Origin of the sequence: uncultured Piscinibacter sp. (genome assembly GCF_937952055.1) — a bacterium.
GTDB lineage: Bacteria > Pseudomonadota > Gammaproteobacteria > Burkholderiales > Burkholderiaceae_C > Piscinibacter.
This window is the reverse complement of the sequence record NZ_CALFYO010000025.1, coordinates 13,176-28,455: the sequence shown is the minus strand read 5'-3', so window position 1 is coordinate 28,455 and position 15,280 is coordinate 13,176. Positions and strand designations below refer to the sequence as shown.

Genomic DNA, 15,280 nt, shown 5'->3' with positions numbered 1-15,280 from the left:
TCATGATGGGCATCGAATGGCTGAAACCCGCGGTCTTCTTCGGGTCCATGCTCTACGCCGTGATCGGCGTGGCGGTCTTCTGGCTCTGTTTCGTCATCGTCGACAAGCTCACGCCCTACAGCCTGTGGGAGGAGATCGTCGTGAAGAAGAACGTCGCGGTGGCCATCGTCGTCGGCGCCACCGCGATCGCGATCGGGCAGATCGTCGCCGCTGCCATCCATGGCTGATGGCGGGGGCGCGACCGCGGCGGCACCGATCCGCCCGGCCGAAGTCGCGCTGCTCGCCTCGGTCTTCGTCGTCGCGGCCTGCGGGCTGCTGTACGAGCTGGCGGCCGGCGCGCTGGCCAGCTACCTGCTGGGCGACTCCGTCCTGCAGTTCTCCACCATCATCGGCACCTACCTGTTCGCGATGGGGGTGGGCTCCTACCTGTCGCGCTTCCTCGAGCGCCAGCTGGTCGCGCAGTTCCTGCGCATCGAGCTGCTCGTCGGTCTGATCGGCGGGCTGATGCCGGCGGCGCTGTTCGCGCTGCACAGCGTCGCCACCGGCTCGTTCCGCTTCGCGCTGTATGCGCTGGTGCTGGCAGTGGGCACCCTGGTCGGGCTGGAGATCCCGCTGGTGATGCGCATCCTCAAGCGCCACTTTCGCGACCGCTATGCGCTCAAGGACCTGGTGTCGCAGGTGCTCACCTTCGACTACCTCGGCGCGCTCGCCGTGGCGATCGCCTTTCCGCTGGTGCTGGTGCCGCAGCTCGGCCTGATCCGCACCGGCATCTTCTTCGGCCTGCTCAACGCTGCGGTGGCGCTGTGGGCGCTGTGGCTGTTCCGCGCCGAGCTGCGCGGACTCGCGGCGCATGCGCTCGCGTGCGTCGGCACGGTGGTGGTGCTCGCGGGCGCGTTCGCCGGCGCCGACGCCATCACGCGCTGGGCCGAGGATCGCTTCTACGGCGAAGCGATCGTCTACGCCGAGAGCAGCGCCTACCAGCGCGTGGTGGTGACTTCCGGCCACGGCCACGTGAAGCTCTACCTCAATGGCAACCTGCAGTTCCACTCGCGGGACGAGCACCGCTACCACGAGGCGCTGGTGCACCCGGCGATGGCCGCGCACAGCGCGCCGAAGCGCGTGCTGGTGCTCGGCGGCGGCGACGGCATGGCGGTGCGCGAAGTGCTCAAGCACCCGGCTGTCGAGCAGGTCACGCTGGTCGAGCTGGACCCGCACATGACGCAGATCTTCGCCAGCGCGCCGATGCTGCGTGCCCTGAACGGCGATGCGCTGCGTTCGCCGAAGCTGCGCATCGTCAACGAGGACGCGTTCGGCTGGCTGGAGCGCAACGCCGAGCACTTCGATGTGATCGTGGTCGACTTCCCCGACCCGACCAACTTCTCCATCGGCAAGCTCTACACCACCACCTTCTACCAGCGCCTCGACGAGCACCTCGCGGCCGGCGGCTACGCGGTGGTGCAGACCACCTCCCCGCTGATCGCGAGGCGCAGCTTCTGGACGGTCGCAGCGACCATCGAAGCCGTCGGCCTCACCGCCACGCCGTACCACGCGCACGTGCCGAGCTTCGGCGAGTGGGGCTTCATCCTCGCCAGCCGGCGGCCCTGGCGCATGCCCGAGGCGCTGCCGGCCGACCTGCGCTTCCTCGACCTCGCCGGGCTGCCCGCGCTGTTCCACTTTCCGCCGGACATGGCGCGCGTCGGGGCGGAACCCAACCGGCTGTCCGACCAGCGGCTGGTGCACCTGTTCGAGCAGGAGTGGGGCAAGGTGCAGCAGTGAACGCGGTGCTGACACGGCGTGCCTGGCTGACCGGCGCCGCCGCGCTGGCGGGCGGCGCGCTGGCAGGCTGCTCGCGCGATGGCGCGACACGCTTCGCCGCACGCTGGGTCGGGGCCGACCACGAACGCGGCCATCGTCTGCGCGACGCGAAGAGCGGCAGCCTGCCCGTCCCGGCCGCGACCAAGCGTGCCGGCGTGCTGGTGGTCGGCGCCGGCATCGCCGGCCTCGCCGCCGCGCGCGCTCTGCGGCGCGGCGGCGTCGATGACCTGCGGATCATCGAACTGGAAGATGCGCCCGGCGGCAACAGCCGCGGCCACACGATGGGCGGCATGGGCTGCCCGCTGGGGGCGCACTACCTGCCGCTGCCCGGCGATCATGCCGTCGAGGTGGCCGAGTGGCTGGAAGAGCTCGGCGTGCGTCGCCTCGAAGCCGGCCGCGTGGTCTACGACGAGCGCCACCTCTGTCACAGCCCGCAGGAGCGGCTCTTCGTCGACGGCCAATGGCACGAGGGTCTGCTGCCGCCCGTCGAGGCGCTGCCGGCCGCCGATCGCGCGCGCACGCTGGCGCAGTACCGCCGCTTTGCCGCCGCCGTCGAGCGGGCCGGCGCCGGCGGTGCCTTCCGCATGCCGACCGCCCGCGCGCCCTGGACGGCGGATCTCGCCGCGCTCGACGCCCAGAGCTTCGCCGACTGGCTTGCCGGCCAAGGCCTGGACGCGCTGGCCCTGCGCTGGTACCTCGACTACTGTTGTCGCGACGACTACGGTGCGGGCAGCGCGCAGGTGTCGGCCTGGGCCGGGCTGCACTACTTCGCCAGCCGCCACGGTTTCCAGGCGCCGGGCGCGGGCCACGACGAGCGCGACGGCGTGCTCACCTGGCCGGAAGGCAACGGCTGGCTCGCCTCGCGCCTGGCGGCGCCACTGGGCGACCGCCTGCACACCGGCTGCCTGGCGCTGCGCATCGACGAGCGCCGCGACGAGGTGGTGCTCGACCTGTGGAATCAGCGCGAACAGCGCATCGAGCGCTGGTCTGCGGCACAGCTCGTGCTGGCGCTGCCCCTGTTCGCCGCGCTGCGCCTGTTCGAGCAGCCGCCGCCGGCGCTCGTCGCGGCGGCCGCGGTGATGCGCCACGCACCGTGGCTGGTCGCCAACCTGCACTGCGAGCGACCGCCGATCGATCGGGGCGGCGCCCCGCCGTCCTGGGACAACGTGCGCTACGGCGGCACGGCGCTCGGCTACGTCGATGCGATGCACCAGAGCCTGCGGCCGCATCCCGGCGCGACCGTGCTGACCGCCTACTGGGCGCTGGGCGGCGACAACGAGGCGCAGCTGCGCGGCGCGCGCACCCAGCTGCTCGCCGACAGCGCCGAGGCCTGGGCCTCACGCGTGCTCGACGAACTTGCCGTGGTGCACCCCGACCTGCCGCGGCACGTGCGCCAGATCGACCTGATGCGCTACGGACATGCCATGAGCGTCCCGGTCCCCGGGCTGCGCGGCCAGGCCGCGCTGGCTGCGCTGGCCGAAGGCGGGAGGCGCCTGCGCTTCGCCCATGCCGACCTGTCGGGCTACTCGGTGTTCGAGGAGGCGTTCTTCCACGGCACGCGCGCCGCGGCGCAGACGCTGGCCGCCTTCACCAGGCCGATCGCATGACGCCCTGTTCGGCGGCGAGCCAGGCGCGCACCGGTGCGGGCAGGGCGTGTGCCGGCGGCTCCCATCCGATCGCGGCGTAGGAGGTCACGTTGGGCACCAGCCCGTTTCGCGCCACCGCGGTACCTTTCATGTAGCCGGCGGCGCAGACGCGGCCGTCGCGCACGAATTCGAAGCGCATGTAGTTCCAGTGCGCGTCGCTGCCGTCGAGGCGGAATCGCAGCGTGTAGGCCTGGAAAGGCTTGAGACCGCGACGGTAGGTGATGAACGAGCCGCCGGCCATCGGCCGCCAGCCACGTCGCAGCATGGCGGCCGCGAAGCCGGAGCGCACGAAGTACTCGACCAGCACCAGGTCGATCAGCGTGAGGTAGCGGCCGTTGTTCATGTGGCCGTTGACGTCGAGGTCGTTGGGCAGCACGCGCAGCGTGCGCTCCAGCGTGTCGCCCGGTGCGAGCCGCGCTGCGCGCCGGGCGCGCAGCAAGGTCCACAGCAGTCGCAGGTAGAGGTTCATGGCGGCGTAGAATTGGTTCAATGTTGAACAGTATAGTTCAAAACTGAACGAATCCCATGGCCGCTCCCCGAAGCGCGAAACGGCCTCCTTCGCCGCATGGCACCCAGGCCTGGCTGGCGGTGGTGCGCGCCTACAACCTGTGCGATGCGGTGATGACGGCGCGGCTGGCCGCGCTCGGCGTGCGCATCACCGAGCACGAGGTGCTGGCCAATCTCGCCAGCGCACCGGGCATCACGCAGCAGACACTGGCCGCGCGCTGCTTCGTGGCGAAAAGTGGCGTGAGCATGTTGCTGACGCAGATGGAATCGCGCGGCTGGGTGCGGCGCGAGGCCGATTCCGCCGATGCGCGGGTGAGGCGGCTGCACCTCACGCCGGCCGGTCTGGCCCTGGCCGGGCAGACGCTGCAGGTGCAGTCGGAGGTGGTCGCCGCGATGGTGGCCGGCGCCACCGACGCCGAGCTCGAGCAGGTGACAGCTTCGATGCAGCGTGTCTCGCAGCGGCTCGAAGCCCTGCGAGAGGCGGACGAGCTCAGCCCCGCATCAACGCCTCGATCTCGCGCGCGTCCACCGGCACGTCGCGGCTGATCAGCTCGCAGCCGTTCTCGGTGACCACCGCGTCGTCCTCGATGCGCATGCCGATGTGCCAGAAGCGCTCAGGCACGCCCTCGGCCGGGCGCACGTAGAGGCCCGGCTCGAGCGTCAGCACCATGCCCGGCTGCAGCACGCGCGACGGCTTCTTCACCACGCGCGCGCCGTAGCCGTCGAGCTGCTCGACGGGCTCCTCCTTGAGCGACAGGTACTCGCCCACGTCGTGCACGTCGCGGCCCAGCCAGTGGCCGGTGCCGTGCATGTAGAAGGCGCGATAGGCGGCGCTGTCGATCACCGCATCGACGTCGCCGACCTTGTCGCGGTCGAGCAGGCCGGTGTCCAGCATGCCCTGCGCCAGCACGCGCACCGCGGCCCAATGGGCGTCCAGCTTGCGTGCGCCGGGGCGTGTGGCGGCGACGGCCGCTTCCTGCGCCGCCAGCACGATGTCGTACAGCTCGCGCTGCGCCGGCGTGAAGCGGCCGTCGGCGGGGAAAGTGCGCGTCACGTCGCTGGCATAGCCGTCGAATTCGCAGCCGGCGTCGATCAGGCACAGCTCGCCGGGCTTCAGCTCCGCATCGCCGGCGGCGTAGTGCAGCACGCAGGCGTTCGCCCCGGCGGCGACGATTGAGCCGTAGGCCGGCGACTGCGCGCCGTGGCGCCGGAACTCGTGCAGCAGCTCGGCCTCGATGCGGTACTCGGGCAGGCCGGTGTCGCCGTTCGTGCGGAAGTGCTGGGCGCTGAAGCGCATCGCGCGGGCATGTGCGCCGGCCGAGATGCGCGCCGCGCGGCGCATGGTCGCCAGTTCGGCGTCGTCCTTGAGCAGCCGCATCTCGGCGATCAGCGGCGCGAGATCGCGCTGCGCCTGCGGCGTCGCCACGCCCTGGCGCTCGCGCTTGCGCAGCTCGGCCAGCCAGCCGTCGATGCGCGCCTGCAGTCCGTCGTGGCTGCCGAAGGGGAACCACACCGTGCCGGCGTTGGCCAGCTTGTCGACGGCGACCTTGTCCAGCGACTCGAGCGCATGCGCCTCCTGCACACCAAGCAGCGCCAGCGCCGCCTCGGGGCCGACGCGGTGGCCGTCCCAGATCTCTCGCTCGATGTTCTTCTCGCGGCACAGCAGGGTGCTGTGGCCGTCGGCGTCGAGCAGCAGCCAGGCCTGCGGCTCGTCGAACCCGGTCAGGTAGTGGAAGTGGCTGCAGTGGCGGTAGGGATGGTCGTTGTCGGCATTGCGCTGCCGCTGCGGTGCGGTAGGCAGCACCGCCACACCGCCGCCGAGGCCGGCGATGGTTTCGGCCAGTCGGGAGCGGCGTTGCGCGCAGAGGGTGGGGCTCGCTGCAGCGCCCCGCTTCATGAATCGTTCCGCAGCTTCACGGCCTTGGGCACGTCCGGCGCCAGCGCTCCCGCGCGCAGCTTGCGCAGGGCGAGGCGCAACTCGGCATCGCCGCTGGCCGGCGTCTGCGCGGCCGCGGCGACCGCATCCTGCGCTGCGTGCTCCGAACGCTGCATCGCCTCGCGATCCTCCAGGTGGCGCAGTCGCTGGCGCAGCTGGTTGGCCACCGCCTCCACGTCGCCAAGCCCGGACTGTGCATCGGTCTTCGGCAGGGCGACGATGCGCTTGTCCTTCATGCGCACCTGCAGGCGACAGACGCGGTTGTGGCGGCCGTGGCGCAGCGTGAAGCCTGAGGCGTCCTTCTCTTCGATGTGGACGTCGCGGATGTTCTCGTAGGCCACCTGGTGCACCTTCTGGCCAAGGCCGCGCTGGAACCACAGGTTGTTGGCGCTCACTGCCACGCGCTCCCAGCGCAGCAAGTCGAGCGCCAGCACGCCGACCCAGGCGAGCAGTCCCAGGCCGACGAGCCAGCCCGCACCGGTCACGCCGCCGAGCCAGACCACCAGGCCCGAGACGAGGGCGCCGACGACGATCTGCATCGTTGCCATCTCCGCGGTGCGGTAGACGTCGCGCTCGTAGGCAAAGGCCTGCGGCTCTCCGGTCGACAGCGGCGACACCGACCACAGCACGGCCTTCACGGCGCGCGAGGCCAGGTAATGCCCCGCCACCGCCGCTGCGACGGCCATCGGCAGGGTGAGCACGGCAGTGAGCAGGTTCACAGTCCGCACATTAGCCAGTTCCGACGGCAAATCAAAGCCTTGCACCCCCGCGGCGTGCGAAATGCACGCACGAACGGCTGTTTGCGCTGGCCGAGCGGTCGTGCGCCAGCCCCGCTACCATGGACCGAGCCGCACTGTCGAGACCGCCATGCAATACCGCCGCCTGGGCCGTTCCGGCCTGCAAGTGAGCCTGCTCTCGCTGGGTTCCTGGGTCACGTACCACAACCAGGTCGACGGCCGCGCGGCGCGCGAGATGCTCGCCGCCGCGATGGACGCCGGCGTCAACTTCTTCGACAACGCGGAGGCCTATGCGCGCGGTCAGAGCGAGGTGGTGATGGGCGAGGCGATCCGTGACTTGAAGTGGCCGCGACTGAACTACGTCGTCTCCACCAAGTTCTTCTGGGGGCTGGACCGCGAAGGCAATGCCGTCAACCGCAAGGACACGCTCAACCGCAAGTACCTGATGCAGGCCATCGACGGCTCGCTCGCGCGGCTGAAGATGGATTTCGTCGACCTCGTGTTCTGCCACCGTCCGGACCCGAACACGCCGATCGAGGAGACGGTGTGGGCGATGAGCGACATGATCGGACAGGGCAAGGCGCTGTACTGGGGCACCAGCGAGTGGAGCGCGGCCGACATCCGTGCCGCCTGGGACATCGCCGAGCGCCACCACCTCCACAAGCCGGTGATGGAGCAGCCTCAGTACCACCTGTTCCACCGCCAGCGCGTGGAGCAGGAGTACGCCCCGCTGGTCGAGGCGATCGGCCTGGGCCTGACCACCTGGAGCCCGCTCGCCTCCGGCCTGCTCACCGGCAAGTACCGCGCCGGCGTGCCTGCCGGCAGCCGCGGCGCGCTGCAGGGCATGGGCTTCCTCGTCGAGGGGCTCACCGATGCGGCGAAGAACGCCGCCGTGGCGCAGCTCGAGGGGATCGCGGCCGAGATGGGCTGCAGCGTCGCGCAGCTTGCCATCGCCTGGGCGGCGCGCAACCCGCAGGTCAGCACGGTGATCACCGGGGCTTCGCGCATCGAACAGCTGACGAGCAACCTCGGCGCGCTGCAGGTGATCGACAAGCTCGATCCCGAGGTGATGGCGCGCATCGACGCCATCAGCCGGCCGCTGGCCGCGTAGTTCAGGCGGCGGCGTCGAGTGCGGCCAGGCGCTCCGGCGTGCCGACATCGGCCCACAGGCCGCTCCAGCGCTGCGCGCCGAGCCGGTGCTGCGCGATCGCAGCGTCGAGGTAGGGGCGCAGTCGCGCCTTTTCGCCGACCGCCAGCCCGGCCATCAGCTCGCCGACGAAGCCGGGACGGAACACGCCGATGCCCGTCCAGGTGAAGCTCTCGCCGCCGGCGACCGCGGTCGCCAGGCCGTCGGTGATGCCGAAGTCGCCCCCGGGGTGCTGGGGCGGGTTGGGCACCATCCACAGGTGCCCGAGCTGTCCGGGGCGGATCGCCGCGGCTGCCCGGGCACCGAAGTCGAAGTCCGGCGCGAAGACGTCGGCGGCCACGTACCAGAAGGGTTCGTCCGGCGTGGGCGCGAGCAGCGGCAGCGCCTTCTTCAGTCCGCCGGCGGTCTCCAGGGCGCCGCCATGGTCGCGGCCCTCGAGCGAATAGCGGATCGCCAGGCCGAAGCGCGAGCCGTCGCCGAGCGCCTCGACGATCCGTGACTCCAGCCAGGCCGTGTTGACCACCACCTCGCGCACCCCGGCGCGCGCCAGCGCCTCGAGGTGCCACGCGATGAGCGCCTTGCCGCGCACCTGGAGCAGGGGCTTGGGGGTGTGATCGGTCAACGGCCGCATGCGCTCGCCGCGGCCGGCGGCCAGGATGATCGCCTTCATGCTGCCCAGTCTATCGGCAGCATGACGCCGGACTCACTGCAGCGCGGGGCCCAGCCCGATCGGCGCCGGCGCGTCCTTCACGATCTTGCTGAACAGCGGCCGGTACAGGTCGCTCGGCTCGTGGCCGGTGAGCGGGTCGCGGTTGGCCAGGAAGGCGGCGTCGAGTTCGGCCCAGTCCTCGGCGGTGAAGTTCTTCTGCGCCAGCGGCAGCACCTCCTCCTCCTCGATGCGCATGTGGCTCAGGTAGAAGTCGATGTAGCGCTCCACCGCCTGCTCGAAGGCGGCGCGGCGCGGTTCGCCCAGCACCTCGAAGGCGAGCAGGTCGTGCTCGAGGTCGCGGATCGACTTCTCGCCGCGCGCATGGTCGCGGTCGAGCTTGTCGAGCACCGGCGCGATCTCAGGGCAGCGTGCGCGCAGCTTCGGAAAGAGCAGTTCGCTTTCCTTCGTGTGGTGCAGCCGCTCCGGGAACTCGTCGACGTAGAACAGCATGGCGCGCAGCACGCTGAAGTCGGGCAGCGAGCCGTGGCGACGGTGCTCGGCGAGCAGCATGGACAGCGAGCGCAGCATCGCGGACAGCGCGCCGTGTTCGTCGCGGATGATGGTCAGGGCGGGGTGGGACATGAGAAGACTCCAGGCCGTTGCGGCAGGACTGCAGCGTCGCACCCGAGGCTCGCCGGCGGCTTGAGCCCGGTCAAGTCGGCGCCACGGCGCTGCGCGCTCCGCGCAGCAGCCGATGGCGTTCCACGCTCGCCGGCGCGAAGGCGGCGACCAGGGCGTCCAGCAGCGCCTGCGCCCGCGCCGAGTTGTCGACGCCGAAGTTGCAGACGTAGACGTCCAGCGTCACCGCGTCGAGTTCCGGCCAGGTGTGCACCGCCAGATGCGACTCGGCCAGCAGCACCACGCCGGTGATGCCTCCAGGGGAGGTCCCCGGGGCCGCGGCAGCGAAGCGGTGGAACAACTCGCCCACGGGCGTCAGGCCGGCGGTGTGAACGGCCACCAGGCAGCGCATGCGCAGCGCCTCGACGTCGGACATCTCGGCGCGCCTGGCGGTGCAGCCGTGGAGGTCGGCAGTGAGGTGCAGCCCCTGCATGCGCAGGATCATACGGAGGGCCGGCGGCCGGGCCCTAAAATCAACGGTTCCCCGCCCGCCAACTCCACCTGCCGCGTGTCCGCATGGCCGACCTTGCCTCTCCCGTTGCCTCTGCCCCATCCACGTCGGCCCTGATGGCCAACGCAATCCGCGCCCTGGCGATGGACGCCGTGCAGCAGGCCAACTCCGGCCACCCGGGCGCGCCGATGGGCATGGCCGAGGTGGCGGCGGCACTGTGGGGGCCGCAGCACGGCCACCTGCGCCACAACCCGGCCAACCCGCATTGGGCCGACCGCGACCGCTTCGTGCTCTCGAACGGCCATGGCTCGATGCTGCTCTACGCGTTACTGCACCTGTCCGGCTACGACCTGCCGATGAGCGAGCTGCGCAACTTCCGCCAGCTGCACAGCAAGACGCCGGGCCACCCCGAGGTCGGGGTCACGCCGGGGGTCGAAACCACCACCGGCCCGCTCGGCCAAGGCGTCACCAATGCCGTCGGCATGGCACTGGCCGAGAAGCTGCTGGCCGGCGAGTTCAACCGCCCCGGCCACACGGTGGTCGACCACCGCACCTACGTGTTCCTCGGCGACGGCTGCCTGATGGAGGGCGTCAGCCACGAGGCCTGCGCGCTGGCGGGCGCGTGGAAGCTGAACAAGCTGGTCGCGCTGTACGACGACAACGGCATCTCGATCGACGGGCAGGTGACGCCCTGGTTCATCGACGACACACCCAAGCGCTTCGAGGCCTATGGCTGGAACGTGATCCGCGCGGTCGATGGCCATGACGCCGCGGCGGTGAGCGGCGCGATCACCCAGGCGCAGCGGTCCGACAGGCCGACGCTGATCTGCTGCAAGACCACCATCGGCAAGGGCTCGCCGCACCGGGCCGGCACCGCCAAGGCCCACGGCGAGGCGCTGGGTGTCGACGAGATCAAGCTCACCCGCGAGGCGCTGGGCTGGAGTTACGAGCCCTTCGTCATCCCCGAGCAGGCCTACGCGCAGTGGGACGCCAAGGCGCGCGGCGCGCAGCTCGAAAGCGACTGGAATGCGCGCTTCGCGGCCTACCGTGGTGCACATCCCGAGCTGGCTGCCGAGTTCGTGCGCCGCATGAAGGGCGAACTGCCGGCGAACTGGGCGCAGACGGTGGCCGACACGCTGGCCGCCGCGCACGCCAAGGCCGAGACGGTGGCCAGCCGCAAGGCCAGCCAGATCGCGCTGGAGGCCTTCACCAAGGCGCTGCCCGAGCTGCTCGGCGGCAGCGCCGACCTGACCGGATCCAACCTCACCAACACCAGCTCGACGCCGGCGCTGCGCTTCGGCGCCGACGGCAGCGGCAACGGCGGTCGCCACGTCAACTACGGCGTGCGCGAGTTCGGCATGGCCGCCATCATGAACGGCATCGCGCTGCACGGCGGCTTCATCCCCTACGGCGGCACCTTCCTCACTTTCAGCGACTACAGCCGCAACGCCATCCGCATGGCCGCGCTGATGAAGCAGCGCGTGGTGCACGTGTTCACCCACGATTCCATCGGCCTCGGCGAGGACGGTCCGACGCACCAGAGCGTCGAGCACGCCGCCGCGCTGCGCGTCATCCCGGGGCTGGACGTCTGGCGCCCGGCCGACACCGCCGAGACCGCCGCCGCGTGGGCCGCGGCCATCGGCAGCGCCGCGCGCCCGACCGCGCTGCTGCTGTCGCGACAGAATCTCCCTTACCTGCCGAAAGGCACGCTCGACGACATCGCCAAAGGCGCCTACGTGCTGGCTGAGCCAGCCGAGGTCGGGCTGAGGAAGAAGGCCCAGGCGGTGATCATCGCCACGGGCTCCGAAGTGCAGCTCGCCCTGCATGCGCAGCAGAAACTCGCCGCCGACGGCGTCGCCGTGCGCGTGGTCTCGATGCCCTCGACCTCGGTGTTCGACCGTCAGGCGGTCGCCTACAAGCGCTCGGTGCTGCCGGATGGCGTGCCGCGCATCGCCGTCGAGGCCGGCGTCACCGACGGTTGGTGGAAGTACGGCTGCGCCGCAGTGGTGGGCATCGACACCTATGGCGAGTCGGCGCCTGCCGGCGCGCTGTTCAAACATTTCGGCTTCACCGCGGACAACGTGGCCGACACCGTCCGTGCGGTGCTGGCGCGTCAGCGCTGAGCCATCGATTCAACCTGGAGGATTCCAATGACCATCAAGATCGGCATCAACGGCTTCGGCCGCATCGGGCGCATGGTGTTCCGCGCGGCGATCCAGAACTTCAAGGACATCGAGGTCGTCGCCATCAACGACCTGCTCGAGCCCGACTACCTCGCCTACATGCTCAGGTACGACAGCGTGCACGGCCGCTTCAAGGGTGACGTGGCGGTGGATGGCAACACCCTGATCGTCAACGGCAGGAAGATCCGCCTGACCGCCGTGAAGGACCCGGCCGAGCTCAAGTGGGGCGAGGTCGGCGCCGACATCGTCGTCGAGTCGACGGGCCTGTTCCTCACCAAGGAGACCTGCCAGAAGCACCTCGCCGCCGGCGCGAAGAAGGTCATCCAGAGCGCGCCGAGCAAGGATGACACGCCGATGTTCGTCTACGGCGTCAACGACAAGAGCTACAAGGGCGAGACGATTATCTCCAACGCGAGCTGCACCACCAACTGCCTCGCCCCGGTGGCCAAGGTGCTCAACGACACCTTCGGCATCAAGCGCGGCCTGATGACCACGGTGCATGCCACCACGGCGACGCAGAAGACCGTGGACGGCCCGAGCAACAAGGACTGGCGCGGCGGCCGCGGCATCCTCGAGAACATCATCCCGAGCAGCACCGGTGCGGCCAAGGCGGTGGGCGTGGTGATCCCCGAGCTGAACAAGAAGCTCACCGGCATGTCCTTCCGCGTGCCGACCTCCGACGTGTCGGTGATCGACCTCACCTGCGAGCTGGTCAAGGAAGCCAGCTACGAGGACATCTGCAAGGCGATGAAGGCGGCCAGCGAGGGCGCGATGAAGGGCGTGCTCGGCTACACCGAGGACAAGGTGGTGTCCACCGACTTCCGCGGCGAAGCGATGACTTCGGTGTTCGATGCCGACGCCGGCATCGCGCTGGACAAGACCTTCGTCAAGGTCGTCGCCTGGTACGACAACGAATGGGGCTACTCCAACAAGGTGCTGGAGATGGTGCGCGTGATCGCGCGCTGAGGCCGCGTCGCTGCCTCGTGCGCCGAAGAGGGCCCCTGCGGGGGCTCTCTTCGTTTCCGCTGCTCACGCCTTCCGCAGCCTCGCAACAAAGCTTTACCGCGGCCTGCCGAATCCGCACGGGGGGTGGCCTGGGTGCGCCACCTACACTTCGGCATGCCGTCGCTGCTCCGGTCCGCTTCGTCCTGCCTGGCTGCGTTGGCGCTGTCGGGCTGTGCCGTGGAACCGGCCGCCCCCGGCGGCATGAGCGTGCTGGTCAAGCTGGCCCAGCCGTCGATGGACGCGGCGGCGATTGCGGCGCAGGTGGCTGACGCCGCCGGACGACCGGCGCGCTACCTGTCGGCCAGCAGCACGGCCTGGCACGCTGTGCACGTGCGCTGCACGGATGCGGCGGACTGCGAGGCGGTGCTGCAGCGACTGCGGGCGGACGTGGCACGCTTCGAGGCGGTGCAGCGCGACCAGCGCAAGCGCATCGTCAGCCCCTGAAGGCTCTCGCGCGTTGCAGCAGAGCACACGAACCGGAGAATGCGTTGAGGACCCTGACCCAGAAGTTGATCGCCGCCATCGCCCTGGCGCTGCTCGCCCCGGTGGCGGCCCAGGCGGCAGCGACGCCCTCCGGCGCGGCGAGCGCGCGGGTGATCGTCAAGTACAAGGCCGACTCGCCGTTGCTGCGCAAGCAGGCGGCGGGCGTGGACGAGCGCCAGGCCGCGCAGGCGCTGGCGCTGGGGGCACGCGTCGGGCTGCCGCTGCGCGCCGGCCACGGCATCGCCGAGCGCACCCAGGTGGTGTTCGCCGCCGGCATGTCCTCCGAGGCGCTCGCGGCGCGGCTGGCCAAGGAGATCGACGTCGAGTACGCGGTGCCGGACCGGCGCAAGCGGCGGGCGGCGGTGCCGAACGATCCCTACTACCTCAGCGGACCGCCGTTGAATCTGGCCCTTCAGACGGGCGGCCCGGCGGCAGGGCAGTGGTATCTGCGTCCGCCGACGTCGACCTTCCGCTCGGCCATCAACGCCGAGCGGGCCTGGGACCTCACGACGGGCAGCACCAATGTCGTCGTCGCCGTGCTCGACACCGGCGTTCGCTTCGACCATCCCGACCTTGCCGGCAAGCTGCTCGACGGCCACGACTTCGTCGGGCCGGATCGCGACGCCGTCGGCAATCTGATCGTCCCCGCCACCTACCTCACCGCCAAGGATGGCAACGGCTGGGACGCCGATCCGAGCGACGAGGGCGACGGCATCACGGCCACGGAAGCCAACGATCCCGCCGGGCTGTTCTACCAGTGCACCACCTTCAACCCGGTCACCGGCCGCTATGTAGAAGAGCCGAGTTCCTGGCACGGCACCCAGGTCAGCGGGCTGGTCGGCGCACTCACCAACAACGGCATGGGCATGGCCAGTGTCGGCCGCAACGTGCGCGTGCTGCCGGTGCGCGTGCTCGCCAAGTGCGGCGGCTGGGATTCGGACATCCTCGCCGGCATGCGCTGGGCGGCCGGCCTGGCCGTCCCGAACGTGCCGGCCAACCCGAACCCGGCGAAGGTGCTCAACATGAGCCTGGGCGGTGAAGGGGCGTGCACACAGGCCTATCTTGACGTGATCGCCCAGATCAACGCGCTCGGCAAGGTGATCGTCGCCTCCGCCGGCAACGGCGCGGGCCACGCGGTGTCGGAGCCGGCCAACTGCGAGGGCGTGATCGGCGTCGCCGGCCTGCGCCACGAGGGCACCAAGGTCGGCTACTCCGATCTCGGGCCGGAAGTCAGCATCAGCGCGCCGGCGGGCAACTGCGTCAACTCGAACGAGAGCGATCCCTGCCTGTACCCGATCCTGACCACGGCGAACCTGGGCACCTTCGATCCCGTCACCGACGCCGCCGGCGGCTCGATCTACACCGACGCGTTCAACATCACCATCGGCACCAGCTTCTCGGCGCCGCTGGTGGCCGGGACCTCGGCGTTGATGCTGACGCTGCGGCCGGAGCTCGCGCCCACCGAGGTACGCCGGCTGCTGATGGCGTCGTCGCGGGCTTTCCCGGCGATCGCGGGCGTGGACATGTGCCGCGAAGCCGACGGCATCGAGCAGCTGGAGTGCAACTGCACCACCACGACCTGCGGCGCCGGCATGCTCGACGCCGCGGCGGCCACGACCGCGGCCACCGGCCCGGTCGTGCGCATCGGCGTGACGCCGGCACAGCCGGTGGCCGGCAGCCTGCTCACGCTGACGTCCGACCAGACCTCGGTGCTCAGTGGCCGCAGCATCTCCAGTTACCAGTGGGCGCTGCTCAACGGCGGCGGCATCGTTGCGTCGCTGGCGGGGGCGACGACGGCTTCGGCCACCGCCACGCCCACGGCCGGCGGCGTCTTCGTCGTCAGCCTCACCGTCACCGACAACACGGGTGCGAGTGGCACGCAGACGGTCGAGGTCACCGTGATCGGCGACCCGCCTTCCAGCGGCGGCGGCGGTGCGCTCGGCCTAGGCTGGCTGGTCGCGCTGCTGGCGGCCGTGCTGGCACTGCGGCGCGCCCAAGCAGCCGAGCGGCGTTCGTGAGCGTGGGCTGGCGGTCCCGGCTTGC

General features: G+C 70.7%; 15 protein-coding genes. 9 read left to right on the top strand and 6 right to left on the bottom strand.

Features of this window, described 5'->3' with window-relative positions; genetic code table 11:
• Window positions 1-2 precede the first annotated feature (2 nt).
• The 3 genes from Q0599_RS20215 to Q0599_RS20205 are packed head-to-tail and all read left to right on the top strand — an operon-like array spanning window position 3 to window position 3,422.
• Entirely contained in the window at window positions 3-227 is a 225-nt protein-coding gene (locus Q0599_RS20215) for a DUF350 domain-containing protein (protein WP_298833584.1), read from the top strand.
• Window positions 220-1,776, top strand: coding sequence for a polyamine aminopropyltransferase (locus Q0599_RS20210; protein WP_298833582.1), 1,557 nt, complete (start codon window positions 220-222; stop codon window positions 1,774-1,776). Before Q0599_RS20215 ends, Q0599_RS20210 begins: the two co-directional genes overlap by 8 nt.
• Window positions 1,773-3,422 carry an FAD-dependent oxidoreductase gene (locus Q0599_RS20205; protein WP_298833580.1) on the top strand — a complete coding sequence of 550 codons (1,650 nt, stop codon included), beginning with the start codon at window positions 1,773-1,775 and terminating at the stop codon, window positions 3,420-3,422. The genes Q0599_RS20210 and Q0599_RS20205 overlap by 4 nt, the downstream gene beginning before the upstream one ends.
• Here the strand turns inward: Q0599_RS20205 and Q0599_RS20200 are convergent.
• Entirely contained in the window at window positions 3,403-3,951 is a 549-nt protein-coding gene (locus Q0599_RS20200; protein WP_298833578.1) for a thioesterase family protein, read from the bottom strand. The two genes, Q0599_RS20205 and Q0599_RS20200, sit on opposite strands and share 20 nt — an antisense overlap.
• A gap of 35 nt (window positions 3,952-3,986) precedes the next feature.
• Between Q0599_RS20200 and Q0599_RS20195 the strand changes: the two genes are divergently transcribed.
• Window positions 3,987-4,514, top strand: coding sequence for a MarR family transcriptional regulator (locus Q0599_RS20195; RefSeq protein ID WP_298833576.1), 528 nt, complete (start codon window positions 3,987-3,989; stop codon window positions 4,512-4,514).
• Here Q0599_RS20195 and Q0599_RS20190 read toward each other — a convergent pair.
• Both Q0599_RS20190 and Q0599_RS20185 read right to left on the bottom strand, forming a co-directional pair.
• The gene (locus tag Q0599_RS20190) at window positions 4,459-5,865 is read right to left on the bottom strand and encodes an aminopeptidase P N-terminal domain-containing protein (RefSeq protein ID WP_298833574.1); all 1,407 of its coding nucleotides are present in this window, start codon (window positions 5,863-5,865) and stop codon (window positions 4,459-4,461) included. The two genes, Q0599_RS20195 and Q0599_RS20190, sit on opposite strands and share 56 nt — an antisense overlap.
• Window positions 5,862-6,605, bottom strand: a complete 744-nt coding sequence (locus Q0599_RS20185; RefSeq protein ID WP_298833572.1) for a hypothetical protein — start codon at window positions 6,603-6,605, stop codon at window positions 5,862-5,864. The genes Q0599_RS20190 and Q0599_RS20185 overlap by 4 nt, the downstream gene beginning before the upstream one ends.
• A 166-nt stretch (window positions 6,606-6,771) precedes the next feature.
• On the opposite strand from Q0599_RS20185, the gene Q0599_RS20180 reads away from it, so the two are divergent.
• On the top strand, window positions 6,772-7,752 hold the full coding sequence (locus Q0599_RS20180) for an aldo/keto reductase (RefSeq protein WP_298833571.1): 981 nt from the start codon (window positions 6,772-6,774) through the stop codon (window positions 7,750-7,752).
• A 1-nt stretch (window position 7,753) separates the two neighbouring features.
• On the opposite strand, the gene murU is transcribed toward Q0599_RS20180, so the two are convergent.
• The 3 genes from murU to speD form a co-directional block, all read right to left on the bottom strand.
• Window positions 7,754-8,458, bottom strand: coding sequence for an N-acetylmuramate alpha-1-phosphate uridylyltransferase MurU (gene murU / locus Q0599_RS20175; protein WP_298833570.1), 705 nt, complete (start codon window positions 8,456-8,458; stop codon window positions 7,754-7,756).
• A 33-nt stretch (window positions 8,459-8,491) separates the two neighbouring features.
• Entirely contained in the window at window positions 8,492-9,079 is a 588-nt protein-coding gene (locus Q0599_RS20170) for a hemerythrin domain-containing protein (RefSeq protein WP_298833568.1), read from the bottom strand.
• 70 nt (window positions 9,080-9,149) lie between these two features.
• Window positions 9,150-9,548 (bottom strand): adenosylmethionine decarboxylase, encoded by a 399-nt coding sequence (gene speD / locus Q0599_RS20165; RefSeq protein WP_298834081.1) that lies wholly within the window; start codon window positions 9,546-9,548, stop codon window positions 9,150-9,152.
• A 134-nt stretch (window positions 9,549-9,682) separates the two neighbouring features.
• Here speD and tkt point away from each other — a divergent pair, with 134 nt between their 5' ends.
• The 4 genes from tkt (at window position 9,683) to Q0599_RS20145 (ending at window position 15,255) form a co-directional block, all read left to right on the top strand.
• A complete protein-coding gene (tkt, locus tag Q0599_RS20160; RefSeq protein WP_298833566.1) occupies window positions 9,683-11,689 on the top strand; it encodes a transketolase in 2,007 nt (668 codons plus the stop codon).
• 27 nt (window positions 11,690-11,716) lie between these two features.
• Complete coding sequence (gene gap / locus Q0599_RS20155) at window positions 11,717-12,715, top strand: type I glyceraldehyde-3-phosphate dehydrogenase (protein WP_298833564.1); 999 nt, start codon at window positions 11,717-11,719, stop codon at window positions 12,713-12,715.
• 153 nt (window positions 12,716-12,868) lie between these two features.
• A complete protein-coding gene (locus Q0599_RS20150) occupies window positions 12,869-13,198 on the top strand; it encodes a hypothetical protein (protein WP_298833561.1) in 330 nt (109 codons plus the stop codon).
• A gap of 44 nt (window positions 13,199-13,242) precedes the next feature.
• Window positions 13,243-15,255: a S8 family serine peptidase gene (locus Q0599_RS20145; protein WP_298833559.1), complete on the top strand. Its 2,013-nt coding sequence runs from the start codon at window positions 13,243-13,245 to the stop codon at window positions 15,253-15,255.
• The last annotated feature ends 25 nt before the right edge of the window (window positions 15,256-15,280 follow it).